This is a genomic window from Streptomyces sp. NBC_01803, assembly GCF_035917415.1.
Lineage (GTDB): Bacteria > Actinomycetota > Actinomycetes > Streptomycetales > Streptomycetaceae > Streptomyces.
In genome coordinates this window covers 2,482,225-2,507,488 of sequence record NZ_CP109073.1, presented here as the reverse complement: position 1 = coordinate 2,507,488, position 25,264 = coordinate 2,482,225, and the positions used below count along the sequence as shown (strand labels likewise).

General features: G+C 74.4%; 22 protein-coding genes. 13 read left to right on the top strand and 9 right to left on the bottom strand.

What is annotated here, in order from left to right; genetic code table 11:
- Positions 1 to 40 precede the first annotated feature (40 nt).
- Both OIE51_RS10840 and OIE51_RS10835 read right to left on the bottom strand, forming a co-directional pair.
- A complete protein-coding gene (locus OIE51_RS10840) occupies positions 41 to 403 on the bottom strand; it encodes a hypothetical protein (protein ID WP_326597280.1) in 363 nt (120 codons plus the stop codon).
- Positions 400 to 834 (bottom strand): hypothetical protein, encoded by a 435-nt coding sequence (locus OIE51_RS10835; protein WP_326597278.1) that lies wholly within the window; start codon positions 832 to 834, stop codon positions 400 to 402. The genes OIE51_RS10840 and OIE51_RS10835 overlap by 4 nt, the downstream gene beginning before the upstream one ends.
- A 144-nt stretch (positions 835 to 978) precedes the next feature.
- On the opposite strand from OIE51_RS10835, the gene OIE51_RS10830 reads away from it, so the two are divergent.
- On the top strand, positions 979 to 1,875 hold the full coding sequence (locus OIE51_RS10830; RefSeq protein ID WP_326597277.1) for a DUF72 domain-containing protein: 897 nt from the start codon (positions 979 to 981) through the stop codon (positions 1,873 to 1,875).
- Here OIE51_RS10830 and OIE51_RS10825 read toward each other — a convergent pair.
- Positions 1,856 to 2,791 carry a lysylphosphatidylglycerol synthase transmembrane domain-containing protein gene (locus tag OIE51_RS10825; protein ID WP_326597276.1) on the bottom strand — a complete coding sequence of 312 codons (936 nt, stop codon included), beginning with the start codon at positions 2,789 to 2,791 and terminating at the stop codon, positions 1,856 to 1,858. The genes OIE51_RS10830 and OIE51_RS10825 overlap by 20 nt on opposite strands.
- A 328-nt stretch (positions 2,792 to 3,119) precedes the next feature.
- On the opposite strand from OIE51_RS10825, the gene OIE51_RS10820 reads away from it, so the two are divergent.
- The 6 genes from OIE51_RS10820 to OIE51_RS10795 all read left to right on the top strand — a co-directional run bounded on the left by OIE51_RS10820 (position 3,120) and on the right by OIE51_RS10795 (position 15,724).
- Entirely contained in the window at positions 3,120 to 4,118 is a 999-nt protein-coding gene (locus tag OIE51_RS10820; RefSeq protein ID WP_326597275.1) for a purine-nucleoside phosphorylase, read from the top strand.
- On the top strand, positions 4,115 to 5,554 hold the full coding sequence (locus OIE51_RS10815; protein ID WP_326597273.1) for an NCS2 family permease: 1,440 nt from the start codon (positions 4,115 to 4,117) through the stop codon (positions 5,552 to 5,554). Before OIE51_RS10820 ends, OIE51_RS10815 begins: the two co-directional genes overlap by 4 nt.
- 132 nt (positions 5,555 to 5,686) lie before the next feature.
- Complete coding sequence (locus OIE51_RS10810; RefSeq protein WP_326597272.1) at positions 5,687 to 7,228, top strand: MFS transporter; 1,542 nt, start codon at positions 5,687 to 5,689, stop codon at positions 7,226 to 7,228.
- Positions 7,229 to 7,558: 330 nt separating this feature from the next.
- Complete coding sequence (locus OIE51_RS10805; RefSeq protein WP_326597270.1) at positions 7,559 to 13,450, top strand: type I polyketide synthase; 5,892 nt, start codon at positions 7,559 to 7,561, stop codon at positions 13,448 to 13,450.
- A gap of 99 nt (positions 13,451 to 13,549) precedes the next feature.
- Positions 13,550 to 15,106, top strand: coding sequence for an MFS transporter (locus OIE51_RS10800; RefSeq protein WP_442811900.1), 1,557 nt, complete (start codon positions 13,550 to 13,552; stop codon positions 15,104 to 15,106).
- 465 nt (positions 15,107 to 15,571) lie between these two features.
- Positions 15,572 to 15,724, top strand: a complete 153-nt coding sequence (locus OIE51_RS10795; protein ID WP_326597269.1) for a hypothetical protein — start codon at positions 15,572 to 15,574, stop codon at positions 15,722 to 15,724.
- 36 nt (positions 15,725 to 15,760) lie between these two features.
- Here OIE51_RS10795 and OIE51_RS10790 read toward each other — a convergent pair whose 3' ends face one another.
- The 3 genes from OIE51_RS10790 to OIE51_RS10780 form a co-directional block, all read right to left on the bottom strand.
- Positions 15,761 to 16,492 carry a phosphatase domain-containing putative toxin gene (locus OIE51_RS10790; protein WP_326597268.1) on the bottom strand — a complete coding sequence of 244 codons (732 nt, stop codon included), beginning with the start codon at positions 16,490 to 16,492 and terminating at the stop codon, positions 15,761 to 15,763.
- Positions 16,493 to 16,658: 166 nt separating this feature from the next.
- On the bottom strand, positions 16,659 to 17,600 hold the full coding sequence (locus OIE51_RS10785) for a hypothetical protein (protein ID WP_326597266.1): 942 nt from the start codon (positions 17,598 to 17,600) through the stop codon (positions 16,659 to 16,661).
- 4 nt (positions 17,601 to 17,604) lie between these two features.
- Complete coding sequence (locus OIE51_RS10780; RefSeq protein WP_326597264.1) at positions 17,605 to 19,806, bottom strand: PEP/pyruvate-binding domain-containing protein; 2,202 nt, start codon at positions 19,804 to 19,806, stop codon at positions 17,605 to 17,607.
- Positions 19,807 to 19,967: 161 nt separating this feature from the next.
- Between OIE51_RS10780 and OIE51_RS26920 the strand changes: the two genes are divergently transcribed.
- Complete coding sequence (locus OIE51_RS26920; RefSeq protein WP_442812050.1) at positions 19,968 to 20,426, top strand: zinc-binding dehydrogenase; 459 nt, start codon at positions 19,968 to 19,970, stop codon at positions 20,424 to 20,426.
- Here the strand turns inward: OIE51_RS26920 and OIE51_RS10775 are convergent.
- Positions 20,414 to 20,626, bottom strand: a complete 213-nt coding sequence (locus OIE51_RS10775; RefSeq protein WP_326597263.1) for a hypothetical protein — start codon at positions 20,624 to 20,626, stop codon at positions 20,414 to 20,416. The genes OIE51_RS26920 and OIE51_RS10775 overlap by 13 nt on opposite strands.
- Positions 20,627 to 20,831: 205 nt before the next feature.
- Here OIE51_RS10775 and OIE51_RS10770 point away from each other — a divergent pair, with 205 nt between their 5' ends.
- The 3 genes from OIE51_RS10770 (at position 20,832) to OIE51_RS10760 (ending at position 22,666) form a co-directional block, all read left to right on the top strand.
- On the top strand, positions 20,832 to 21,458 hold the full coding sequence (locus OIE51_RS10770; RefSeq protein WP_326597262.1) for an HNH endonuclease family protein: 627 nt from the start codon (positions 20,832 to 20,834) through the stop codon (positions 21,456 to 21,458).
- A 217-nt stretch (positions 21,459 to 21,675) separates the two neighbouring features.
- Entirely contained in the window at positions 21,676 to 22,056 is a 381-nt protein-coding gene (locus tag OIE51_RS10765) for a VOC family protein (protein WP_326597260.1), read from the top strand.
- 211 nt (positions 22,057 to 22,267) lie between these two features.
- On the top strand, positions 22,268 to 22,666 hold the full coding sequence (locus tag OIE51_RS10760) for a transposase (RefSeq protein WP_326597258.1): 399 nt from the start codon (positions 22,268 to 22,270) through the stop codon (positions 22,664 to 22,666).
- Here the strand turns inward: OIE51_RS10760 and OIE51_RS10755 are convergent.
- Positions 22,548 to 22,793, bottom strand: a complete 246-nt coding sequence (locus OIE51_RS10755) for a hypothetical protein (RefSeq protein ID WP_326597256.1) — start codon at positions 22,791 to 22,793, stop codon at positions 22,548 to 22,550. The two genes, OIE51_RS10760 and OIE51_RS10755, sit on opposite strands and share 119 nt — an antisense overlap.
- Positions 22,794 to 22,910: 117 nt before the next feature.
- Between OIE51_RS10755 and OIE51_RS10750 the strand changes: the two genes are divergently transcribed.
- Positions 22,911 to 23,750, top strand: a complete 840-nt coding sequence (locus tag OIE51_RS10750; protein WP_326597255.1) for a helix-turn-helix domain-containing protein — start codon at positions 22,911 to 22,913, stop codon at positions 23,748 to 23,750.
- Between the two features lie 65 nt (positions 23,751 to 23,815).
- Here the strand turns inward: OIE51_RS10750 and OIE51_RS10745 are convergent, their stop codons facing one another.
- On the bottom strand, positions 23,816 to 24,310 hold the full coding sequence (locus tag OIE51_RS10745) for a GNAT family N-acetyltransferase (protein ID WP_326597253.1): 495 nt from the start codon (positions 24,308 to 24,310) through the stop codon (positions 23,816 to 23,818).
- 58 nt (positions 24,311 to 24,368) lie between these two features.
- Here OIE51_RS10745 and OIE51_RS10740 point away from each other — a divergent pair, with 58 nt between their 5' ends.
- Entirely contained in the window at positions 24,369 to 25,175 is an 807-nt protein-coding gene (locus OIE51_RS10740; RefSeq protein ID WP_326597252.1) for an exodeoxyribonuclease III, read from the top strand.
- The last annotated feature ends 89 nt before the right edge of the window (positions 25,176 to 25,264 follow it).

Here is a 25,264-nt window from a genome sequence, read left to right as displayed (position 1 = left end):
GACCCGGCCGGGGGCGGCGGCGCGCGCCGCCGCCCCCGGCTCACACCCCGGTGCGGTTGTACTCCTCGACGCGGGGCGGTGGTTCGGCCGGGTCGAGGCCGTGGGCGCGCATCTGGGTGGTGAGGTGGGTGACATAGCGGGCGAAGGCGCGGATCAGGGTTTCCATGCCGAACAGGCGCTGTCTCAACTGGGCGTTCTCCGCGTCGAGTCTGTCCACGCTGGCCTGGATGACCGCGAGGTCGGCCCGGCGTTCCTCGGGGGCCGCGGCCGCCTCCGCCGCCCTGCGCTGGGCCTCGGCCGTGATGGTCGCCGCCATGCGCGTAGCGCGGGCGGCGTACCAGCCGCCGGCGATCGCGCCGACCGGGCCGCCGACCGCGGCCACCGTTGTCCAGAACTCGCTCATCTCTCCCCGCCTTTGTGCTGCGGAACCGGGAACTCGGGTGTGGCGCTGGCCCAGAGCAGCACGCCGACGTGGATCGTCGCGTAGTACCCGGCGACCCACAGGCCCCGGGAGTAGTCCCCGGAGACGGCGGCGGTCAGATAGGCGCCCAGCCACACGATGGGCGGTGCCAGGGCCGCGGCGAAACCGGCCCAGTCGCGGCCGGCCTTGACGAGCGAGGAGAGGACCGCCGCGGCGCCGGCGGCGACCCACAGCCAGGACCAGGCGTGCAGCGGCGCCGCGTCGGTCAGCAGCGCCAGCCCCCGGGCGTTGGGCGCGGGGTCCAGCATGAACTGGAGCCCCCACAGCAGCTCGCCCGCGCCGACGATGAACAGGAACCCCCCGCGCCGCCCGAGATGGGCCCGCAGCCACCGAACGGACGGCCGACCGGCCATCGCGCACCTCCCCACCCACGGCACCTGACGTCATAGCCGCAATACCCCAGGGCCCGGCGCAACTCGCCCATGAGCGCCGGGATTAGCCCGAACGTGTGCCGAGCGGGCCGTTCGGCGCGGCCGGTGCGGGGCACTCGGGCGGGCATGGGCGGCATCCTGATCGGCACGTGTTCGTGGACGGACCGCGCGCTGCTGGCCAGCGGCTGGTACCCGCCGGGGGCGCGCAGCGCGGAGGCGCGGCTGCGGTACTACGCCTCGCGTTTCCCCGTCGTCGAGGTCGACGCCACGTACTACTCCCTGCCCACCGCGCGCAACAGCCGCCTGTGGACCGAACGCACCCCGGACGGCTTCGTGTTCGACATCAAGGCGTTCTCGCTGCTCACCGGCCATCCCACACGGGCCGGCGCGCTGCCGCCCGGACTGAGACCGGAGGGACCGCCGGAGCGCTCGCTGCGCGCGGCCCAACTGCCGGGCGCCGTGCTGGAGGAGGTGTGGCGGGCTTTCCTGGACGGCATCGCGCCGCTGCGCGAAGCGGGCCGACTGGGCAGCGTCCTGCTCCAGTTCCCGCCGTGGTTCGGGCCGGGCGAGCGGGAGCGGGTGCGGCTGGCGGACTGCCGCCGGCGGGTGCCGGACGACGTGCGGCTGGCCGTCGAGTTCCGGCATCCGGGCTGGCTCGCGCCGGGACACCGGGCCGCCACGCTGGAGTTCCTGCGGAGCCGGGGGCTGGCGCTGGTCGCCGTGGACACCGCGAGCGGGCTGCCCGCGTCGATGCCGCCGGTCGCGGAGGTCACCTGCCCGGAGGTGGCGGTGGCGCGGTTCCACGGGCGCAGTCCGGCGTGGGGATCGGGGAGCAAGGAGGAACGGTTCCGCCACCGTTACGCGCCCGGCGAGCTGGCCGCCTGGATCCCGCGCGTGCGGCAGCTGGCCGCGGGCGCCAAGGAGGTGCACGTCCTGTTCAACAACTGCTGCGGCGACGCGGCCGTTTCCGCCGCCGCGACGATGGCCGGGCTGCTGCGCTCGGTCACACCACCCGGCGCTTGACCAGGGCGCCCAGCACCAGCGCGCCCGGCAGCAGCGGCAGCCACACGGTGATCACGCGGTAGGCGAGGACGGTGGAGGTCGCCGTCGTGGCCGGGGCACCGGTGGCGACCAGCGCGAGGACCAGCGCGGCGTCCACCGAGCCGATGCCGCCGGGGCTGGGCACCATGGCGGCGATCACAGAGGCGGCCATGTAGGCGAGCACGATGTGCGCCACCGGGACGGGCAGGTCGAGGGAGAGCGCGACCGCGACCAGCCCGGCGGCCTGGAGCACCGGGAAGGCGAAGGAGCCGCCCCACAGGGCCAGCACCCGGCGCGGCCGGGTGTGCAGGGAGCGGATGTCGGTGAGCGCGGTGCGCAGGAAGCCGCCGACGGTGCGGCGCAGCGGGCGGATCGCGCAGACGGTCAGCACCGCGGCGAGGGCGGCGGCCACGCCGACCGTCGCGAGGAGCCCGAGGCCGATCCGCTCCGGCAGCAGGGCCTGGAGACGCAGCGCCTCGGGGAACGCGAGGAGCAGCGCGCCGAGCAGCGCCACGCGCGAGACCCCCTCGGCGAGGAAGTACAGGGCGAGCGCGGCGGAGTAGCGGGCGGGCGGGATGCCGCAGCGGTTCATGAAACGGATGTTGACCGCGCTGGCGCCGATCCCGGACGGCAGCAGGTGGTTGGCGGCGCCGGCGGCGAACTGGGTGGCGAACAGGCGTCCGGCGGGGAGCCGTTCGTGGACCGTGCCCTGCCGCGCGAAGGACACGGCGACCCAGCCCAGCAGGGTCGTCCCGATGGCCGCGAGCAGCCAGGATCCGTCGGCGGCGAGGACTTCGTGGGCGCCGGAGGTCAGCACCTCGTGGTGCAGACCGGCCCAGATGGCCACGGCGATGAGGGGAAGCAGGCAGAGGGCCTGGCGCAGCGGCAGCCATCGCATGGCGCCAGGATGCCCGCGCCGGGCGACGTCCCGGCGTCCCGCGGCCGACCGGCGGGGGAAGAGGAGGGGAGCACGACAGGGGCGGAAGGTGAATTTCACGTAGCGGAAACGTGGATGTTATCGGCCTCCCCAAGGCTTCAACAAAACGTTGAACTCCTGCGGCCGATCCCGCGGACCGACGGTTCCGCCGTGTGACGTTACCTCCCGTCGGCGCGGCGGAGAAGGGCGAACGTTCCCCCGCTCCCCACCGCAACGCAACGCAGCGCAACGCCAACCGACCGCAACGCAGCGCCAACCCACCGCAAGCCACTGCCCCGGAGCCTTCACCATGTCGCGCACCACCACTACCCGCCGCCGGCGGCTGTCCCTGGGCGCCGCCGCCTCCGCCGCCTCCCTCGCCACCGTCATCGCCCTGGCCGGCGTCGCCCCGTCGTCCACCGCCGCCACCCCCGACCGGTCCGACAGCCACCGCAAGGTGGACGTCGAGGTGCTCGTCATCACCATGTTCGAGCCTGAGACCGCGCCCTGGCTGCGCGAGGAGAGCCTGCCCCTCACCGTCGACGTGCCCGGCGCCTACAGCCCGGTCCGCTGCGACAGCCAGGGCCTGTGCGTCCTGACCACCGGCATGGGCAAGTCCAACGCCGCCGCCACCATGAGCGCCGTCCTCGACAGCCCCCGGTTCGACTTCGACGACGCGTACTTCCTCTCCGCCGGCATAGCGGGCACCCCGCCGGACAACGGCACCCTCGGCTTCGCCGCCTGGGCCCGCTGGGTCGTGGACTACGACCTCGGCCACCACCTGCTGCCCGAGGAGGCCCCCGACATCCCGCACGCCTACCAGGAGTTCGGCGGCGAGACCACCGTCTTCCGGCTGAACGACGACCTGGTCGACATGGCCTACGACCTCACCCAGGACCTCGAACTCACCGACAGCGCCGTCTCCCAGGAGGTCAGGAGCCACTACCCGGGCCAGGAGGGCGTCGAACCCTACGTCGCCGTCTGCGACACGCTCACCGGCGACAACTACTGGTCCGGAGCCGGGCAGTCGGCCCGCGCGGACTACATCACCGCGCTGCGCACCGACGACCAGGGCGACTACTGCACCACGCAGATGGAGGACAACGCCACCGCCACCACCCTCGAACGCCGCGGCTACCTCGACCGCTACCTCAATCTCCGCACCGCCAGCAACTTCGACCAGCCCTACCCCGGCCAGACTGTCTCGGAGCATCTCGCGTCCGACTCCGGCGCGTTCCGGCCGTCCCTGGAGAACGCCTACCTCGTCGGCTCCGTTGTGGTCGACCACCTGCTGGAGACGACGCCATGACGAACGCGATCGACCGCTGGTTCAAGCTGACCGAGCGCGGGTCCACCTGGTCCCGTGAAGTCCGGGGCGGTGTCGCCACGTTCTTCACCATGGCCTACATCGTGGTGCTCAACCCGCTGATCGTCGGCACCGCCCCCGACGCGACCGGCGCGGTCCTCGGCATCCCGGCCGTGGCCGCCGTGACCGCCCTCGTCGCCGGGGTGATGACGATCGCGATGGGCGTGATCGGGCGCTATCCGTTCGCCATCGCCACCGGGCTCGGCCTCAACGCGTTCGTCGCCACGAGCCTGGCCTCCGAGATGACCTGGGCCGACGCGATGGGCCTGGTGGTGCTGGAGGGCCTGATCATCACCGTCCTGGTGGTGACCGGCTTCCGCACCGCCGTCTTCCACGCCATCCCCACCCAGCTCAAGACCGCGATCGGCGTCGGCATCGGGCTGTTCATCGCGCTCATCGGCCTGGTCGACGCGGGGTTCGTCCGCCGCGTCCCGGACGCGGCCGGCACCCCGGTGCCCGTTCAGCTGGGCTCCGGGGGCACCCTCCACAGCTGGCCCGTCCTCGTCTTCGCCGCGGGCGTGCTGCTGCTGGCCGTCCTCGTCGTGCGCAGAGTGCCGGGCGCGATCCTGATCGGCATCGTGGCGACGACGGCGCTGGCCATCGTGGTCGAGGCCGTCGCCGGGCCGGGCCCGGTGTTCGGCGCGGACGGATCGGTGAACCCCGGCGGCTGGAGCCTGATCGTGCCGGAGATGCCCGACAAGGTGGTCGACACCCCGGACTTCGGGCTGCTCGGCGAGTTCAGCCTGCTCGGCTCGTTCGAACGGGTCGGCGCGGTGGCCGCGCTCCTCTTCGTCTTCACGCTCCTCCTCGCCGACTTCTTCGACACCATGGGCACCGTCGTGGGCGTCGGCGCCGAGGCGGAGCTGCTGGACAAGGACGGCCGGCTGCCCGGCATCGGGCCCGTGCTGTTCGTGGACTCGCTGGCCGCCGTCGCGGGCGGCGCCGCCTCCACCTCCTCCAACACCACCTACATCGAGTCGGCGGCGGGCGTCGGGGAGGGCGCGCGCACCGGCCTGGCCAGCGTCGTCACCGGCGTGCTCTTCCTGCTGGCCACGCTGTTCACCCCGCTGGTGTCGGTGGTACCGTCCGAGGCGGCCGGTGCCGCGCTCGTCGTCGTCGGGTTCCTGATGCTCACCCAGATCAGGACCATCGACTTCGAGGACTACGGGGTCGCGATCCCGGCGTTCCTGACCATGGTCGTCATGCCGTTCACGTACTCCGTGACCAACGGCATCGGCGCGGGCCTCGTCAGCTACGTGGTGATCAAGGTGTGCCAGGGTCGCGCGCGGCAGATCCACCCGCTCCTGTGGATCGTCGCCGCCCTCTTCCTGGCGTACTTCGCGATCGTCCCGCTGGAGGACCTGCTCGGCGTCGACTGACCTCCCGCACCCACCGGACGCGCCCGGTTCCGAGTCTCCCCGGCTCCGGGGCCGGGCGCGCGATCATGGCCGGGAACGACGATCAGCTCCGCCCCGCCGGGACCCGCCGCCAGGACCCCCATAGGAGCCCGCATGTCCCCTCACGACACCCCGCGCCCCGACCCGGCCGACCGCCCCGACCCGGCCGACCCGGCCGACGCCCCCGACGACGCCGGGCGGCTGACCACCCGGTCCCCGGGCGGGCGCCGCGTCCTGGCCTGCGCGATCCTCGGCTCCGGCATGGCCATGCTGGACGGCACCATCGTCACCGTCGCGCTCCCGCGCATCGGCGCCGACCTCGACGTTCCGCTCTCCGACCTGCAGTGGACCCTCAACGCCTACCTGCTGACCCTCGCCGGGCTGATCCTGCTCGGCGGCGGCCTGGGGGACCGCTTCGGGCGGCGGCGCGTCTTCGTCTGGGGTGTCGCCTGGTTCACCGTCGCCTCGCTGCTGTGCGGGCTGGCCCCCACCTCCCCGGTCCTGATCGCCGCCCGCGCGCTCCAGGGTGTGGGCGGCGCGCTGCTGACGCCGGGCTCGCTGGCGCTGATCCAGTCCTCGTTCCGGCCGGAGGAACGGGCCAAGGCGGTCGGCCTGTGGTCCGGGCTCGGCGGGGTGGCGACGGCGCTGGGGCCGTTCCTCGGCGGCTGGCTGGTGGACGGTCCCGGCTGGCGCTGGATCTTCTACCTCAACGTGCCCTTCGCCGTGGCGATCCTGGTGCTGGCCCGCGAGGTGCCGGAGAGCCGCGACTGGGAGGCGACCGGCCGGTTCGACATCCCGGGCGCGGCGCTGGCCGCGCTGTCGCTGGGCGGGATCACCTACGCGCTGATCAACGCCCCGGCGCTGTGGGCGCTGGCCGGCGGCGCGGCGCTGGGCGCGCTGTTCGTGTGGCGGGAACGCCGCACACCGCGGCCGATACTGCCGCTCGGGGTCTTCCGCTCCCGGCTGTTCACCGCGGCCAATCTGGTGACGCTCTGCCTGTACGCGGCGATCGGCGGCGTGTTCTTCCTGCTGCCGACCCAGCTCCAGAACGGCCTGGGTTACAACGCGCTCACCGCCGGCGTCGCCACGATGCCCGTGACGGTGCTGCTGATCGTGCTGTCCGGGCCGGCCGGCGAGCTGGCCCAGCGCATCGGTCCGCGGGTGCCGCTGACGCTGGGTCCGCTGGTGGCCGCCGCCGGTCTGCTGCTGCTGCGCCGGGTCCACCCCGGCGGGTCCTACTGGACGGACGTCTTCCCGGCCGTCGTCGTGCAGGGACTGGGGATAAGCCTGTTCGTGGCGCCGCTCACCGCGACCGTGCTGGCCTCCCTGGAGACCCGGCGGGCGGGTGTGGCCAGCGGTGTCAACAACGCCGCCGCGCGCGTCGCGCAGCTCGTCGCCGTGGCCGCGCTGCCGCTGGCGATCGGCCTGTCCACCGACGAATACCGCTCGGCGGACGCGGTGGACACGGCGTTCGGCAAGGCGGTGCTGATCTGCGCGGGGCTGATGGCGCTGGGAGCGGTGATCGCGTGGTTCACCGTGCCGCACACGCTGACGCCGCCCGACGGCCGGGAGAAGGTCCCGTCCCCGCAGTGCGCCCACCACTGCGCGGTCAGTGCGCCGCCACTCGAACCGGGCAATCACACTTCATCCCCCTGAGTGAAACTGTCGTACCCACGACGCAGCGCGTCGGGTGCGATTGCTTCACGTCCGGTGTCCGAATCAGTGAATTCTTTGAATAAGTCTCACAAGTGGCGTCCCGTCTCCGTCGGAGTAACATTCACGCCGTTTTAACTCGACAATGGGAACCCCCTGGGCCTAGGCTGCGAAGGCCGCTGGCCATCAGCTCAGCCGCTGCATCGTCGCAGGTCATCGGGTTGCCATCGGGTCGGTGTGTCACATGTGTCCGTCTCGGACCGAAAGAGGGCCAACTCTGATCGAGTTGAGTTCTTCGTCATTTCGTCGGCAAACGCCAGGGAATTGGGTGCAATGACAAACGACTCCGGGGAATTCGAGCAGCGGCGACCCGGTGATGTGTGCGAGGACGTGTGCGAGGTGTGGCGGAGCAGGCTCACCGCCCTTCCCGTCCCCGCGCAGCACGAAGTCCTGCTCGATCTGATAACCGGTCAGGTCGCCGCCGTCACCGGCCAGGGCGGCGGCGCGTCCGTCGAGAAGCGCGCCCCCTGGCGCCGCCTCGGCATCTACCGGCACCTCGCCGACCGGCTGCGCGCCGAGCTGTCCGCGGCCACCGGAGTCCGCCTGCCCGCCACGCTGTTCTTCGACCAGCCCACGCCCGAGGCCGTCGCCGCCTATCTGCGCGCCGAGGTGCTCGGCATCGACGGCGAGGTCGTCGCCCCCGAGGCCCAGGGACTCGGCACGGACGCCGTCGGCGACCCCATCGCGATCGTCGGCATGGCCTGTCGGCTGCCCGGCGGCGTCGACTCGCCCGAGGCGCTGTGGGAGCTGGTGCGCGAGGGCCGCGACGCCATCGGCGGCCTGCCCGAGGGGCGCGGCTGGGATCTGGACGCGCTCTACGACCCGGACCCCGAGCGGTCCGGCACCGCCTACACACGGCACGGTGGATTCCTGCCCGCCATCGACGAGTTCGACCCCGGCTTCTTCGGTATCGGCCCGCGCGAGGCCACCGCCCTGGATCCGCAGCAGCGGCTGATGCTGGAGGTCTCCTGGGAGGCGCTGGAGCGCGCCGGCATCGACCCGCACTCGCTGCGCGGCAGCCGCACCGGCGTCTTCGCGGGCGTCTCCCTCCAGGACTACGGCCCCGCCTGGCACGAGGCGCCGCACGAGGCCCAGGGCCAGCTGCTGACCGGCAACGCGCTGGGCGTCGTCGCCGGCCGCATCGCCTACACGTTCGGCTTCGAGGGACCCGCCCTCACCGTCGACACCCAGTGCTCCTCGTCCCTGGTGGCCATGCACCTGGCCGGCCAGGCGCTCCGCTCCGGCGAGTGCGACCTCGCGGTGGCCGGTGGCGTCACCCTGATGTCGACGCCCGGCATGCTCCTGGAGTTCAGTCGCAAGCGCGGCCTGGCGCCGGACGGGCGGTGCAAGGCGTTCTCCGCCGACGCCGACGGCACCGGCTGGGCCGAGGGCGCGGGCGTCGTGCTGCTGGAGCGGCTCTCCACCGCCCGCCGCCGCGGCCACCGCGTCTACGGTGTGCTGCGGAGCACCGCGCTCAACCAGGACGGCGCCAGCAATGGCCTGACCGCGCCCAACGGCCCCTCCCAGCAGCGGCTGATCCGCCAGGCCCTGGCCAACGCCGGGCTGCGCCCCGCCGACGTGGACGCGGTCGAGGCCCACGGCACCGGCACCGCGCTCGGCGATCCCATCGAGGCCCAGGCCCTGATCGCCACCTACGGCCAGGACCGGCCCGCCGGCCGGCCGCTCTACCTGGGCTCGCTCAAGTCCAACATCGGGCACACCCAGGCCGCCGCGGGCGTCGCCGGGGTCATCAAGATGGTGCAGGCGATGCGGCACGGCCTGCTGCCCAGGACGCTGCACGTCACCGAGGCGTCCCCGCACGTGGACTGGTCGGCCGGGGACGTCGTCCTGCTGACCGAGAGCACCCGCTGGGAGCGCCCCGACGGCCGGCCGCGCCGCGCGGCGGTCTCGGCGTTCGGCGTGAGCGGCACCAACGCCCACGCGGTCGTGGAGGAGGCGCCGGCCGAGGAGCCGCGCACCGAGCCCGCGCCGCTGCCCGTCGTGCTGAGCGCCCGCACCGAGGCCGCGCTGCGCGCCCAGGCGGCCCGGCTCGGCGCCCACCTGGCCGAGCACCCGGACCTCGCCGCGCTCGACGCGGGCTTCTCGCTGGCCGGCCGCACCCGTTTCGAGCACCGCGCCGTCGCGGTCGTCAGCGGCCGGACCGACGGGCATGGCGGTGAACGGGCCGATGGGCGCGCCGAGTTGACCCGAGCCCTGGCCGCGCTGGCCGAGGGCCGGACCGCCCCCGGAACGGTGCGTGGCGCGGTCCGGCCCGGAGTCGAACCGAGCAGAACGGCCTTCCTGTTCACCGGCCAGGGCAGCCAGCGCCCGGGCATGGGCCGCGAACTGCACACCGCCTACCCGGTCTTCGCGCAGACGCTGGACGAGATCTGCGTCCGCTTCGCACCGCACCTCGAACGCCCGCTGCGCGACGTGATGTTCGCGCCCCCCGGCACCCCGGCCGCGGCCGAGCTGGACCGCACCGCGTACACGCAGTGCGCGCTGTTCGCCTTCGAGACCGCGCTGTTCCGGCTCGTGGAGTCCTGGGGTGTCACCCCCGGCATCCTCATCGGGCACTCCATCGGCGAGCTGACCGCGGCCCACGTCGCCGGGGTGCTCACGCTGGACGACGCCTGCGAGCTGGTCGCCGCGCGCGGCCGGCTGATGCAGTCCTGCCGCCCCGGCGGAGCGATGACCGCGCTCCAGGCCACCGAGGCCGAGGTCCTCGAATCACTCGCCACGTTCGCCGCTCCCGCCGACCAGGTCGGGATCGCCGCCCTCAACGGCCCGGCCGCCACCGTGATCGCCGGGGACGCCGCCGCCGTCGAACGGATCGCCGCCGAATGGGCCGGACGCGGCCGGAAGACGAAGCGCCTCACCGTCAGCCACGCCTTCCACTCCCCGCACATGGACGACATGCTCGACGCCTTCCGCAAGGTCGCCGAGCGCGTCACGCTCCGGCCGCCCGCGCTGCCGATCGTCTCCACCCTGACCGGGCGGCCCGCCACCGACGCCGAGCTGTCCTCGCCCGCGTACTGGGCGCGGCACGTGCGCGAGCCGGTGCGTTTCCTCGACGGCATGCGCCGTCTGCACCAGGAGGGCGCCACCGCCTGCCTGGAGATCGGCCCCGACGCGGTGCTGACCGCGCTGGCCCCGGCCTGCCTGCCCGAGGAGGCCGCCGCCGCGGCCGACGCCGGGGACCTGGTGCTCGCCGCCGCCTCCCGCGCCGGCCGCCCCGAGGCCACCACCCTGCTGACCGCGCTGGCCGAGCTGAACGTCCGGGGCATCCCCGTCGACTGGCCCGCCGTCTACGAGGAACGCGGCGCCACCCACGTCGAGCTGCCCACCTACGCCTTCCAGCGCAAGCGGTACTGGATCGAGCAGGCCGCCGCCGCGCAGGCCCCGGCGGCGCCGGTCCCGGCCGCCGCCGTACCCGCCGTTCCCGCCGCGCGCCGCCCCGCCGACCCGGACCAGTGGCGGTACCGGACCGAGTGGCGCCCGCTGCCCGCCGACCACGCCGCCGCCGCCGCGCTCGCCGCGGGCGCCACCGCCACGCCCGTGCTGTCCGGCGTCTGGCCGCTGCTGACGCCGCCCGCCGGAGCCGACGACGAGCTGGTCTCCCGCGTCTCCTGGATCATGGAGCGCCTCGGTGGCGAGGTCGTCCACCTGCCGCTGACCGGCGACGACGCGCGCGCCGACCGCGCCCGCCTCGGCGAGCTGCTGGAGAAGTGCGGCATCCCCGAGGGCCGCGCCATCGGCGGCGTCCTGTCGCTCCTGGCCCTCGACACCACCCCGCACCGCGACCACCCGGCACTCAGCGACGGCCTCGCCCTCACCTGCGCCCTCGCCCAGGCCCTCGGGGACCTCGACGTGGCCGCGCCCCTGTGGTGCGCCACGCGCGGCGCGGTCACCACCGGCGCCGCCGACCCGGTCACCGACCCGGCCCAGGCGATGGTGTGGGGCCTGGGCCGCGCCCTCGCCCTGGAACGCCCGGGCGGCTGGGGCGGCCTGGTGGACATCCCCGCCGACCTGGACGACCAGACGCTCGCTTGGTTCGGCGTCGCCCTCACCGCGCCCGGCGGCGAGGACCAGCTCGCCGCCCGCGCCGGCGGGCTGCTCGCGCCGCGCCTGGTGGAGGCCGGGCCCGCCGCCGCGCCCGCCGGTCCCTGGCGCCCGCGCGGCACCGTCCTGATCACCGGCGGCACCGGCGCCCTCGGCGCGCACGCCGCCCGCCGCCTCGCCCGCGACGGCGCGCGGCGGCTCGTCCTGACCAGCCGCCGGGGCATGGCCGCGCCCGGCGCCGAGGAGCTGGTCGAGGAGCTGGCCGCGCTCGGCACCGAGGCCACGGTCGAAGCCTGCGACATCGCGGACCCCGGACAGCTCACCGGGCTGCTGGTCGCGCTCACGGACGGCGAGGAGCCGTTGACCGCCGTCGTGCACGCGGCGGGTGTCAGCGGCCGGATCGCGCCGCTGGGCGATCTGGAGCTGGGTGAGTTCGCGGACGTGGTGGCGGGCAAGGTGGTCGGCGCCGCGCATCTGGACGCGCTGCTGGACAACCTCGGCGGCACCGAGCTGGAGGCGTTCGTCCTGCTCTCCTCCATCTCCGCGACCTGGGGCAGCGGCGGCCAGACCGCCTACAGCGCGGGCAACGCCTTCCTCGACGCCCTCGCCTCGCACCGGCGCGCGCGCGGCCTGGCCGCCACCGCCGTCGCCTTCGGTCCCTGGGCCGAGGCCGGGATGGGCGCCGAGCCCGGGTTGCGCGCGCACCTGGACCGGCGCGGCCTGATCCCGCTGGCCCCCGGCGCGGCCGTCGCCGCCCTGACCGGGGCCGTGGCCGCCGACGAGACGGCCGTCACGGTGGCGGACGTCGACTGGGACCGTTTCCTGCCGCTGCTCACCTCCGCCCGCCCGGGCCGTTTCTTCGACGCGCTGCGCCGCCCGGCGGCCGGGCCGGACACGGCCGGGGCCGGGGCCGGAGGGGCCGGGGACGCGGACCGGGCCGCCGGCTCGGGCGCCGTGGACTACGCGGCCCTGCCGCAGACCGAGCGCGCCCGCGCCCTGCTCGACCTGGTCCGGTCCGAGGCCGCCGCCGTCCTCGGCCACGCCTCGCCGGACGACGTGGACCCCGAGCGCCGTTTCCTGGAGCTGGGCTTCGACTCCCTCGCCTCGGTGGAGCTGCGCCGCCGCCTCGTCACCGCCACCGGCCTGACGCTGGCGACGCCCGTCGTCTTCGAGCACCCGACCGCCGCTGAGCTGGCCCGCCACCTCGGCACGCTGATCGCCGCCCGGCGCCCGGCCGCCACCGAGGCGGCCCCCGGGCCGATCGGGGTCCGGGACCTGTACCGGCAGGCGTGCGCGATCGGCAAGTTCACGGAGGGCATCGGCGTGCTCCAGGCCGCCGCCAAGCTCCGGCCCGTTTTCCACAGCCCCGCCGAGTTCGGCAAGCCCGCCGAGCCGGTGAAGCTGGCATCGGGACCGGCGGCGCCCACCCTCGTCTGCCTGCCGTCGATGGTCGCCCCCTCCGGCCCGCACAACTTCGCCCGGCTCGCCCTCCACCTGCACGGCCTGCGGGACGTCTACGCGCTGCCGCACCCCGGCTTCGGCGACGGCGAGCTGCTGCCCGCCACCGGCGACATGGTGGTGGACATGCACGCCGACGCCGTGGCCAGGGAGTTCGCCGGTCAGCCCGTGGCGCTCGCGGGGTACTCGTCGGGCGGCTGGCTGGCGCACGCCATCGCGGCCCGGCTGGAGGCGCGCGGCCTGGCGCCGGAGGGGGTCGTGCTGCTGGACACCTGGTTCCCGAAGGACGAGATCCCCGAGGAGCAGATCCAGGGCCAGCTGCGCGGTATCGCGGTCAACGACCAGGCGTTCGCGCTGATGACCGAGGCCCAGGTGACGGCGCAGGGCGCGTATCTGGAGCTGTTCGAGGGCTGGCAGCCCGTGGCCGTCGACGTGCCGGTCGCGCTCGTCCGGGCCACCGAACGGATGCCGCAGCAGGCGTCCGCCGAGGAGGCGGCCGGCGCGGGCCGGCGCTGGACGACCGCGTGGGAAATAGAGCACGAGACATTGGACGCGACGGGCAACCACCAGACGATGATGAACGAGCACGCCGAGACCACCGCGCGGGTCGTTCACCTGTGGCTTCAGGAGCTGGAAGGGCAGTAGGGGCACCAGGGGCGGCGGAGGTGACAGGGGCGGCAGGGGCGGCAGGGGCTCGCGCGGTCCTGGCGGGCGGGCGTCACCGGACCGGGTGATAGTGGAGGGGTGACGTCGTCGGCCCTGCCGCAGCGGTCCCGTGACGCCGCCGCCAGGGGCGTGCGGGTCGCCCCGCCGGGGCTGTGGTCGCGGGACTTCGGGCTCTTCTTCACGGCCAGGACAGTCGCCAAGTTCGGCGACATGATGCTCCCCGTCGCGCTGGCGGCGGGCCTGATCCGGCACGGTGGCGGAGTGGCGGCCGTCGGCGCGTCGCTGGCGTCGTTCACGGCCTGCTTCGCCGGGTCCGTGCTTCTCGGTGGGGTCATCGCGGACCGGTTCGACGCCAGGACGCTGATGATCGGCGCCGACCTCGCCCGGGTGGGCCTGGAGTCGGTGGCCGCCGCGCTGTTCCTCACCGGCCATGTGGTGCTCTGGCAGGTGTGCGCGGTCAGCGCGGTCAACGGGGCGTGCGCGGGCATGTTCCAGCCGGGCGTGGTGAGCACCGTGCCGCGCGTGGCGCGCGACGTGCGGGGCGCCAACGGCGCCATCCGGACGGCCGAGTCCTGCATGGCGATCCTGGCCCCGGCCGTGGCGGGCGTCCTGGTCGGGCTGGCCGCCGTCTGGACGGTCTTCGCCGCGCACGCCGCGACGTATCTGGTGAGCGCGGTGTGCCTGCTCCTGCTGCGGCTGCCGCCCGCGCACGGTGCCGATGGCGATGGCGGCGGCGCCGATGGCGATGGCAGCGGCGCCGATGGCGATGGCGGCGGCGCCGATGGTGATGCCGGTGCCGGTGCCGGTGCCGCACCGGGCACGTTCCGGGCGGAGCTGGCCGAGGGGTGGCGGGAGGTGCGGGGCCGTCCCTGGCTGTGGGGCGGGATCGCGATCTGGATGGTGTTCGTGCTGGCGGTCTGGGGCCCGGCGGTCCCGCTGGCCGCGACCGAGATCATCACCGCGCACGGCGAGCGGGCGTACGGCGCCGTCAGCTCGGCGCTCGGCGTCGGCATGGCCACCGGCGGCCTGCTGGCGATGCGCTTGCGCCCCCGCCGCCCGCTGCGCGCGGGGGCGGTGGCCCTGTTCGGCTTCTGCCTCCATCCGGCCGCGATCGGCGGCGGGCTCCCGGTGGGAATGATCATGGCGGGCTGTGTGGTCGCGGGCGCGGCGCTGGCGTTCTGGAGCGTGATGTGGGCCACGAGCGTCCAGACCGGGGTCCCGGGCCCGGTCCTCAACCGCATCCACGCCTACGAGATGGCCGGCTCCGTCTCGATGATGCCGATCGGCCAGGGACTGGCCGGGCCCGCCTCGGCGGCGTTCGGCGCCCACGAGATCCTGCTGACCGGCGCCGTGGTCTCCGTCGCGACCAGCGGCTCCCTCCTGGCCGTCCCCGCGATCCGCGACCTCCTCGGCACGGACCCGGCCGGAGCCCCGCCGGGAGCTCCGCCGGGGCTCGCGTCCGCCGCCCCGGTCAGGGGTGAAGGGGGCTGGGGCGGCGCAGTGGGCAGGGGAGCGCGGGGTCGGTGTGATTGGGGGAGCAGCCGATCGTGTCCAGGGTCAGGAAGCCGGTGCCGCGCAGGTACCAGGCGGCGTGGACGTCCCGGCCCCGGGCCAGGGTGTCGGCGGCGGAGCTGATCCTGCGGGCCGCCGTCTCCCGGTCGTGGTCGACGGCGAACGCGGGGGAGGCCCGCTCCGTCTCGCGGCGGAACCAGTCCGCCGCCTCCGCCGCGTCGGCGCAGGTCCGGGTGACCGCGGAGGCGGGGCGGAGCAGCCAGTGGCAGATCCGGAGCGGCGTGCACGGGTTGGTGAGGAAGCCGGGGGAGGGCGGCGCCCCGGGCCTGCGGTCGGCCTCCTGGTCGAACAGGCGGCGTTCGCCCTGCCAGTGGTAGGCGTGAAAGTGCGCGGGCATGCCTCAGGGTTCGTCGCCCGCGCGGGCGCGCTGGAGAGCCGGTGCGGTGACGTCAGCGCGCCGCCGCGTCCAGGGTCCGGGCAGCCGGGTGAGCCGGTCGCGCGGATCGGTGACCCCCGCCAGTGTCAGCCCGGTGGCCTCCGCGATGCGGAGCGGGACGGTCTCGGCCCCGCGCGCGGCGCGGCGCCCGCGTGCGTGAGGTGGACGGTGAGGGAGCGCTCGTCGTTGGCGGCGTGCTCCTGGCGCACGAGCCTGGTCGCCGGTTCGTCGAGTGGGCCCGCCGGGCGTGCTCGTATGCCATGGCGATCCGGGGGAACGTGCTGGTCACCCTCGTCGTGGAGTGACCCCACGCCGCCGCGCGCGCCGTCCCCGGGTCGGGGTCAGAAGAGCGACAGCGAGGCGTTGATCCGGCGCGGGGCGTCCATCAGGCGGCTGACGGCCCGCACGGCCGACGGCGGCTGGTTCGCTTCCTCCGGGTCCGCCGTCAGGACGTAATACACCTGCTCCAGCGACGGCGGGCCCACGGCCAGCGTCCGTAGCGCCGCCTCGCCCGAGTCCGCCTGGTCCGTCCGGACCAGGTACGCGGCGGTGATCGAGCCGGTGCGGCCGACACCCGCGCCGCAGTGCACGAAGACCGGCCCCGGCGAGGACTCGACCGTCGCCGTGAACAGAGCGACCTCCTCCGAAGTCGGCGTCTGCCCGTCCCGGATCGGCATCCGGACCACATCGAGACCCGCCTCCCCCGGCAGCGCGAGCTGCCGCTCGGACAGGTCCTCCGCCCGCAGGTCGATCACGGTGGCGACGCCGCGGTCGGCCAGCTCCTCGTATCCGTCGGGGCCCGGGGCCGAGCCGCGCCACAGCCTGTCGTCCACCTGGAGGAAGTGGTTGATCCCGGCGACGCGCTCGCCGGACGAGTACTGCTGCTTGGCCAGGAACGACACGCCGAGCGTGCCGAGCACGGCGAGGAGCCACAGGGCGACGTAGCCGATGGCGCAGATGGCCACGGCCTTGCCCGCCCGGCGGGCCACGAGCCGGGGGGTCAGCCGCGGGCGCTCGGGAGGAGCGGGGGCCAGCACCGGGGTCGGGGCGGGTGGAGCGGACAGAACGGGCACAAGATCACCACCGGGGACATCGGGGACGAATAGACACGTTAACCCGGCACCTCAGCACGACATCGAGTGATGTGTCCAATCCAACTGGTCATCACATGATCGACCTCCGGCCCTCCGGCCCTCCGCGGTCCACCCGTCCTCCGGCCCGCCTGTCCCCGCGGCCCGCTCAGCCCGCCTGGCCGTCGCCCAGCACCTCGGCCCGCACCCGGTCCGCCCGGGCGTCGCTCAGACAGCCGCGCAGCCGATGGAGGTCGTGCTCGCTGAGCGCGGGCCGCAGCACGCCCACGAAGACGCCGGAGTCCAGGTCCGCCAGCGGCGCGTGCTCGCGCAGCACGGACGTGGAGCGGCGGCAGCCCTCCCACAGCGCGCGGGCCGCCTGGTCCCGGGCGGCGCCGGAGCCGCTGTCCCTATCCCGTAGCTCGACCCGGAACACCACCGTGCTGGCCGCCGCGTCCGGCGTGTCGGAGCGGCGCGTCTGTGTGGCGTCCGACAGCACGTCCACCAGCAGCGCCGCGCCCACCGTCGTGCCCGCCAGCAGCGCGGCCACCACCACGACCCGCCGGGGTCTGGCGGGCGGCACCGGCGGGCGCTCGCCGAGCGTCGAGGGCCCGTTCCCGCGCACCCCGTCCGGCGGGGCGGCCAGGCTCGCCAGTCGGCCCGCCAGCCGCCGTTCCGCGCCGGGCCTGGCCGTCACGCCGGCGAGCTTCTGCACCAGCAGCGCCACCCCGGCCAGCGCCGCGCCCGCCGCCATCAGCACCGGCACGAAGACGAACGTCCGCCCGCCGCCCCCGGCCGGGCCGCCCCCCGCCGGGCCGTTCCCCTCCAGCCAGCGGAAACGGTGCCCGGCCGGGTCCGGCTCCCGGGACTGCTCCAGCCGCCGCAGTACCGCCTCGGTCCGCGCGTCGGCGTCGGTCATCCGTCGGTTCAGCTGTCCCATCCGGCCCAGCAGCACCGACGCGATCAGCAGCATTTCCAGCACCAGCAGCAGCACCCCGCACATCAGTGCCCGCTGCCACTCCCACCGGTAGAGGTAGACGACCATGTACAGCGCCGCGCCCCCGGCCGACAGCCCGCCGAGGAGATAGCCGAGGTAGGTCGCGGGCCGCATGGCGTCAGGTCACCGCGCCCGTGGTGCCGTCGACCGAGACCTCGGCGCCGGCCGGGAAACGTTCCAGCGCGCCCGCCACGCCCACCACGGTCGGCACCCGGTATTCGCGGGCCAGCACCGCCAGATGCGACAGCACGTTGCCGGTCTCGGCCACCAGGCCCGCCAGGCCGGGGAGTTCGGGCGCGAGCGCCGGATCGAGGGATCGCACCACCAGCACCGCGCCGGGCGGGCGTTCGCCCGTGCCGTGCCACGCCGTCCCGGTGCCGAGGCCGCCGCCCGCCGCCTGCCCCCCGCCGTCCGGCGCGCCGCGCCCGAGCCGCTCGGGCACCGGCCGGCCGTCCGCCCCGAGCCGGAAGACGGCGGGCAGCTCCGGCGCGGGCGGGCGCGGCTCCCGGCCCGGCGGCGGATCGGGCGGCAGTCCGCCGTCGTCCAGCGCCGCCGTCAGCTCCTCCCAGCGCAGCACGGACAGCCGGGCGAGCGCGTCCGGCCGCCCGGCCACCGTCAGCCGCGCCGCGAACTCCCGCACCAGCCGCGCCTGCATCTCCTGCACCCACCGGACGCGCAGCCGCAGGCCCTCCCGCGTCGGCAGCGCCCCGACCCCGCGCGGCGCGCCGGTCCAACCGGTGCGCTCCGGCAGCCGGGGCGTCCCGGTCAGCGAGGGCGGCAGCAGCGCGAGCAGCACGGGATGCCGGGCGATCAGCTCCGCGTCGCCGGGCCCGCCGTCGCCCGCGAGCGCTCGGACCTCGGCCAGCAGGGCGAGCGCCTCCCCGGCGGCCGAGGCCCCCGGGCCGGGGCCGAGCAGCGCCCCGGCCAGCGACTCCTGGGCGTGCAGCGCGGACAGCACCGAACGCCCCCAGGCCAGCGCCGTCAGCAGCTGTCCGCTCAGCATCGCCCCCGGCACCGGCAGCCCGGCCAGCTCCCGGTCCACGTCGGCCATCAGATCGAGCGCGAGCATCGGCAGCGCCGTGCGCAGCCGCCCGACCCGCCACGCGGCCGAGGCGCGGCGGGCGCCGGGGACGGGGTTGATGAAGTCGAGCACCGGATGGGCTGACGGGATCGCGCCCAGCATCCGCAGATCGGCGGCGGCCCGCCCGTCGACCGTCGTCACCGGGGAGAACGCGCGCAGCGTGCGGCGCGGCGCGCCGCCGGCGATGTCCAGTGCCAGGGTCAGCCCGTGCGCCATCGGCTTCACCCACAGGTCCTCCTCCAGCGGCTGGAGGACGTCGGGGAACGTCTCGGTCACCGGGCCCGGCCCCAGCAGCCGCGCGCCGCGCGGCGCCCGGACGGCCATCGCGGTGATGGGCCGGGCCTGGAACAGCCACAGCCGGTCCTCGCCGTCGAAGCCGAACTCCATGTCCTGCGGCGCGCCGAGCGCCCGCTCGGTCCGCCGCGCGAGCTGCACCAGCCGCGCCAGCCGGCGGCGCCCGAGCACGCGGCGGCGGTGCCGGTGCGGCTCCGGCGGCTCGACGGACACCAGGCGGCCGAGCCGGGTGAGCCGGTAACGGACGCCCTGCGCCGATCCGTCGACCAGCCGGTCGGGTCCGCCGCGCACCGCGCTGACCAGCATCCGGTCGCGCCGCCCCGACACCGGGTCGGCGCCGAACATGACGCCGCCCACCACCGCGCGCGCCATCGGCTGGACCAGCACGGACATGTCCTCGTCCGCCGCCGAGTCCAGGACGGTCCGCACGGCGGCGGTGAAGTCCGCCCAGCCGCGCACGTCCAGCACCGAGGCGAAGCGGCCCGCCATTGAGGAGTCGGCCGCGTCCTCGACGGCCGAGGAGGACCGGACGGCCAGCGGCCGGCCGTCCGCCGCCAGCTCCCGCCACGCCCGCCGCAGCGCGGCCTCGCCGCCGTCGCCGCCCGGCGCGCGGATGATCACGAAGCCGGGCAGCACCGGGAGTCCGGCCGCGCGGACCCGAGCCAGATTGGCGGCCTTGCCGCCGGCCAGCGTCGGGTCACGGGCCCGCTCGCCGTCCAGCGGCACCACACCGAGCCGGTCCGTGTCGAGACCGCTAGCGATACCCACGGCGTACGCACCTCCCTCGTACGCCCAGGGTTCGCGCCCTCGCGTGCCCCCGCCACCGGACGTGGCGTCCGGGTGAGGGAGGTGCCGCCGGGCGAACTGGCCGTCGTGCCGTTCCAGGAACGCGGCGACCGCGTCCGCGTTCTCGAACGGCAGTGGGTACAGCAGCAGCCGGTCCACGCCCAGCTCCGGGCCACCGCCGCGGCGGTGGTCGTCGTCGGGCTGATCTACCTCTCCGTCGCCTTCGCCGTCATCGCGGCCCTGGGAGGACGCGGCGGACTCCGACGCGCCGCTGGGGGAGTTGATGGCGCGACCCCGCGACGCGGCGGCGGCTCCGGGACCTGGGCGCCGCCCAGGTCATCGACATCTCCACCACCCCCGTCGCGGACGGTCTCGCCGCCGCCACCGGACGGCCCGGCGGGCGGGCCGCCGACCTGGTCATCGACCCCGATCGGCGGCCCCGGCCCCGGCCCCGGCCTCGCCGGACTGGCCCACGCGGTCGTGCCCGGCGGCCCGTTGATCTGCCTACGGCTTTCTCGACCCGCGAGCCGCGCCGCTGCCGATGTCCACCACCTACCCGCTCTCGCTCACCATCCGCGTCGACGAGGTCTTCAGCCTCGCCCGCGTCCTGCCCCGGCCGCGCCGCGCCGAACGCTTCATCAACGCCGGGCCGCGCGCCGGGGTGTTCACCCCCCGTCGTCGACCGCGTCGTCGCGCTCGACGAGATCGCCGCCGCGCACCGCCACCTGGAGCCGGGGGCGCGGATGGGGAAGGTGGTGGTGACGGCTCAGTCGTACTGAACGGTGTCGCCGCCGAGGATGGAGGCGTGCTCCAGCACGTCCTCCAGCGGGTCGTCGATCTGTCCGGTCTGGATCAGCCCGAACCGCGGCCCGATGGTGGTGTTCCCCGAGTAGTGCTCGTCCGCCTGGGCCACGCCGCCCGCGAGCGCCGAGATCCCTACCGTCACTGCCGCCGCGAAGGGCCACCGTGCGCGCTTCATCCTGTCGCATCCTTTCTCTGGTGAGTGTTCGTTCTGCTAATCCGGCGGGCATCCAAAAGGTTACGGTTTCACCTGCTGGTACTACGGTGCGTTAGGAGGGGCGGGGCTTATGCGCGGTATGCCTGCCCGGGGGATGACAGTGACGACGGCGGCGGTCACGGCGACGACGGTGCTGATACTGGGGGGGTGTGACACCGAGTCCACGGTGTCCGATCCCCCGGCAACGGAGAGCGGCGGCGAGCAGGGCGGTGACGCCGAAGTCCCGCCGGACGGCGCCGAGTCCACCCTTCCCGGGCTGCCGACCCCCGACGAGGCCCGTGACCAGCTCGCCGCCCTCACCGTCGCCGAACCACGGCCGATGACCGGGTACTCACGGGACCACTTCCCGCACTGGGCCGACCAGGACGGCTGCACCGTTCGCCAGCTCGTGTTGCGGCGCGACGGCGAGAACGTGGAGGTGGACGACGACTGCCAGCCCGTGTCCGGGACATGGTTCAGTCCGTACGAGGAGCAGGAGTACTCGGACCCGGCCGACATCGACATCGACCACATGGTCCCGCTGGCCAACGCCTGGCGCTCCGGGGCCGACAGCTGGACCGACGACGAGCGCGAGACGTTCGCCAACGACCTCACCCACCCGCAGCTCATCGCGGTCAACGACCGCGTCAACAGCGACAAGGGCGACCAGTCCCCGGACGAGTGGCTGCCCCCGGCCGAGGCGTTCCACTGCACCTACGCGCTCGCCTGGACCTCCGTGAAGCACACCTACGAGCTCACGATCACCGAGGCCGAACACGAGGAGTTGACCGCGCTGCTCGACACCTGCGCGTAGCGCTCCGGCGCCACTGTCCCCAGGTCGTGTCTCCGCGTCAGCTTCCCTCCCGCATGGCCAACGGCCTTGCCCGGCTGCCCGGACAGGGGCGGCCCCGAAATCATTTCGCCAAGCTCGCCTCGTCCGGTACGGTCGCGGGATTGTTTTCACTGCTGGGAGCCCACGACGTTCGCGTGGGGCTTCTTCGGCGGTTCCCAGGCTGAGAGCGGGTTTCGTCATGGCATGTCGTATCAGTGAGCTTGTGCTCGGTTGCCGCGACCCTGAGGCGCTGGCGCGGTTCTGGTGCGAGGTCCTGGACTTCGTCGTGCTCGATCGCGAGGACGACGGCACGGTGGAGATCGGGCCGCGCGAAGGGTTCGGCGGTCCGCAGCCGACGATCATCCTCAGCCGCAGGGATGAGCCGGAGAAGGGGAAATCCCGGCTGCACATCGACGTCAACGCCACCGACCGCGATCAGGACGCCGAGCTCGAACGCCTTCTGAAGCTCGGTGCTCGCCCGGCCGACATCGGCCAGACAGGGGAGGAGCAGTGGCACGTCCTGGCTGACCCCGAAGGCAATGAGTTCTGCCTGCTCAAGGCCCGCCTCGACCCACTCTGATGCTCATCGGTCACGCCTCGGCACCAGGTGCCCAGGGTCTGCCTCTAAGTCCGGTGTGGCGGGGGCGTCGTGATCGTGAGGTGAGTGAGGTCTCCGGTAGAGGGTTCATCGATCAAGAAGAACCTGAACACCGGAGACCTCGTGGCCACCCCAGCGGTGACGAGAACGGCCCGACCTGACGGATGAGCAGTGGGCGCGGCTGGAACCGCTGTTGCCGGGACCCACGGGGTCGGGTCGGCCGTCGGCGCGGACGAAACGGCGGCTCATCGACGGGATCAGGTGGCGGGTGCGGGTCGGTGCGCCCTGGCGGGACGTTCCGGACCGCTACGGCTCCTGGCGGGCGGTGTATGCGCTGTTCCGGCGGTGGCGGCCGGCCGGGGCAGGGGCGCGGATCGTCACCGCCCCGCGAACCCGGCGGACCCGGCCGGACGGATCACCTGGGACGTCGCCGCGGACTCAACGATCGCCCGGGCACACCAGCACGCCGCCGGCTACGCCAGCCCGCCCGCGCTGCGGCGGTTCACCTGGCGGACCTTCTCGCGCAGCAAGTCGCTGGCGTTCAGCGGCTGGACGGCCTCGGGTCGCACGTTCCACGCCGTGCCGCCCCTGATCGGCCTGAGCTGGTAATGGGCGCCTGCCCGGCCCATGACGACGCCGACGCGGTCGAGATCGGTGTCACGCGCCAGCGCGCCGACCTCGATCTCCTCACTGTGCGGCTCCTGGCTGCTGGCCGTCATCCGGCGTGACCTCTCTAGGCTCTCCATAAGGGGCGGTTACCAGCATCCGCATGGCGTCCGGACGTTGACCAGTGTCCGCCCGTGTCCCGTACCGCAGCGCCCACAAAGGAGTTGTCGATGGCCGTACGCAAGTCCGACCCCGACCGCAGGCCGAACGCCAGGAAGATGCTGATGCGCGAGCTGGCGCGGCTGCGGGAGGAGGCCGGCTGGTCGCTGGCCCAACTCGCCGAGAAGGTGCGCTTCGACCGGAGCTATCTGCACAAGCTGGAGACGGGCGCGCGGCTGGGCGACCTGCCGACGGTCAAGGCGCTGGACGAGGTGTACGGCACGGGCACCCTGCTCCAACTGCTGTGGACCCTGGCCCGCCAGGACGCCTTCGCGGACAAGTACAAACGCTTCATGCAGTTGGAGGGCCAGGCCAACGTCCGCTACGAGTACACCCCCAGCACCGTGCCCGGCCTGCTCCAGACCGAGGAGTACGCCCGCGAGCTGCTGGCCGCCGGTCGCCCCGAGGACGAGCACGAGCTGGAGGAGAAGGTCTCCGTCCGCATCAGCCGCCAGGACATCCTGCGCCAGGACGATCCGCCCTACTACCGCGCGATCCTGGACGAGGCGGTCCTGCGCAGACCCACCACCGACCCGGCGGCCTGGCACCGCCAGCTGACCCACCTGGCCGACCAGGCGGCCCAGCCCCGGACCACGATCCAGGTCCTCCCCCTGTCGGCGGGTCTGCACGACCTGCTGGGCGGCTCGCTCACGATCCTGTGGATGCCGAACGGCACGTCGATCGCCTACATCGAAAGCAGCAGGAACGGCGACCTGTACGAGAACGCGACGGACGTCGAGAAGCTGAAGCTCTCCTTCGACCTGCTCCGCGACATGGCTCTGTCCCCCGAGGAGTCCCTCCAGTTCATCCGCGCCCTGCTGGCGGAGACCGCCGAGCCGCCCCCGGCCTGAGCCGCCTCTGCTCAGCCGAACTCAGCTCGGCTCGGCTCAGTTCGGCTCGGCTCAGCTCGCTCGGCTCAGAGGAGCTTGGTGAAGCAGCGGCTGTTCGCGGCGTGGCGGTAGTGGCCGAACTTCCCGCCGTCCGGGACCGGGAGGTAGCCGCTGCTCTCGTAGAGGGCGATCGCCTCGGGCTGCATCAAGCCGGTCTCCAGCACCATGCGGACGCGGCCCGCCGCGCGGGCCGTCTCCTCCAGCCGGGCCAGGACGCGGCGGGCCAGTCCCTGACCCCGCGCCTCGCGGACCACGAACATCCGCTTGACCTCGGCATCGCCGTCCGCGTAGCCCTCACCCGCCGCGCTCCGGGCCCGCCAGCCGCCGGTGGCCACCGGGCGGCCGGCCGCGTCGTAGGCCATCAGGTACAGGCCGTGCGGCGGATCGAACATCGCCGGGTCGAGGGGGGTGGCGTCGCCGTCGCCATAGCGCTCCACGTACTCGGCCTGGACGATGTCGTTGAGCTTGACCGCGTCCGGATGGTCGAAGCGCGCGATCACGAGGGTCGTGCCGAGATTCATGGCGTTCATCCTAGGAAAGAGGGGCAACCCATTTTTGCCCCTGGGGTACGGTCATGCCGTGCTGACCGTGACAAGCGTGAACGTCAATGGCCTGCGGGCCGCCGCCAAGAAGGGCTACCTGGGCTGGCTGGCCGGCGCGCAGGCCGATGTCGTGTGCCTGCAGGAGGTGCGGGCCGAGGAGGACCAACTCCCGGACGAGGTGCGCGCCCCGGGCGGCTGGCACGCGGTCTACGCGCCGGCCGCCGCGCGGGGGCGGGCGGGCGTGGCGTTGCTCACCCGGCGGGCGCCGGAGGCGGTCCGGGTCGGGTTCGGCACGGCCGAGTTCGACGGCGCGGGCCGGTACCTGGAGGCGGATCTGCCCGGGGTGACCGTGGCCAGCCTCTACCTCCCGTCCGGTGAGGTGGGCACCGAGCGGCAGGCCGAGAAGGAGCGTTTCATGGCCGCCTTCCTCCCCTACCTGACGGACCTGCGCCGCCGGGCCGCCGCGGGCGGCCGGGAGGTGCTGGTCTGCGGCGACTGGAACATCGCCCACCGCGAGGCCGACCTGAAGAACTGGCGGGCCAACCGCGGCAGCTCCGGCTTCCTCCCGGAGGAGCGCGCCTGGCTGACCCGGGCCTTCGACCCGGCGGACGGCGGCTACCGGGACGTGGTCCGCTCCCTGTATCCCGCCGACGAGTACGGCCCCTACACGTGGTGGTCCTACCGGGGCCGCGCGTTCGACAACGACACGGGCTGGCGCATCGACTACCACGTGGCGACGCCCGGCCTCGCGGACCGCGCCCTGAAGGCCGAGGTCGAGCGGGCCCCGAGCCACCCGGAGCGCTGGTCCGACCACGCGCCGGTGACCGTGGTCTACGACCTGTGACGGTCGGTGCCGCTCGCTGGGGTGCCCACCTGAGCGAGCCTGAGCGAGAGCACCCACGCCGACGGCACCTTCGAGATCGCCTCCTGGGA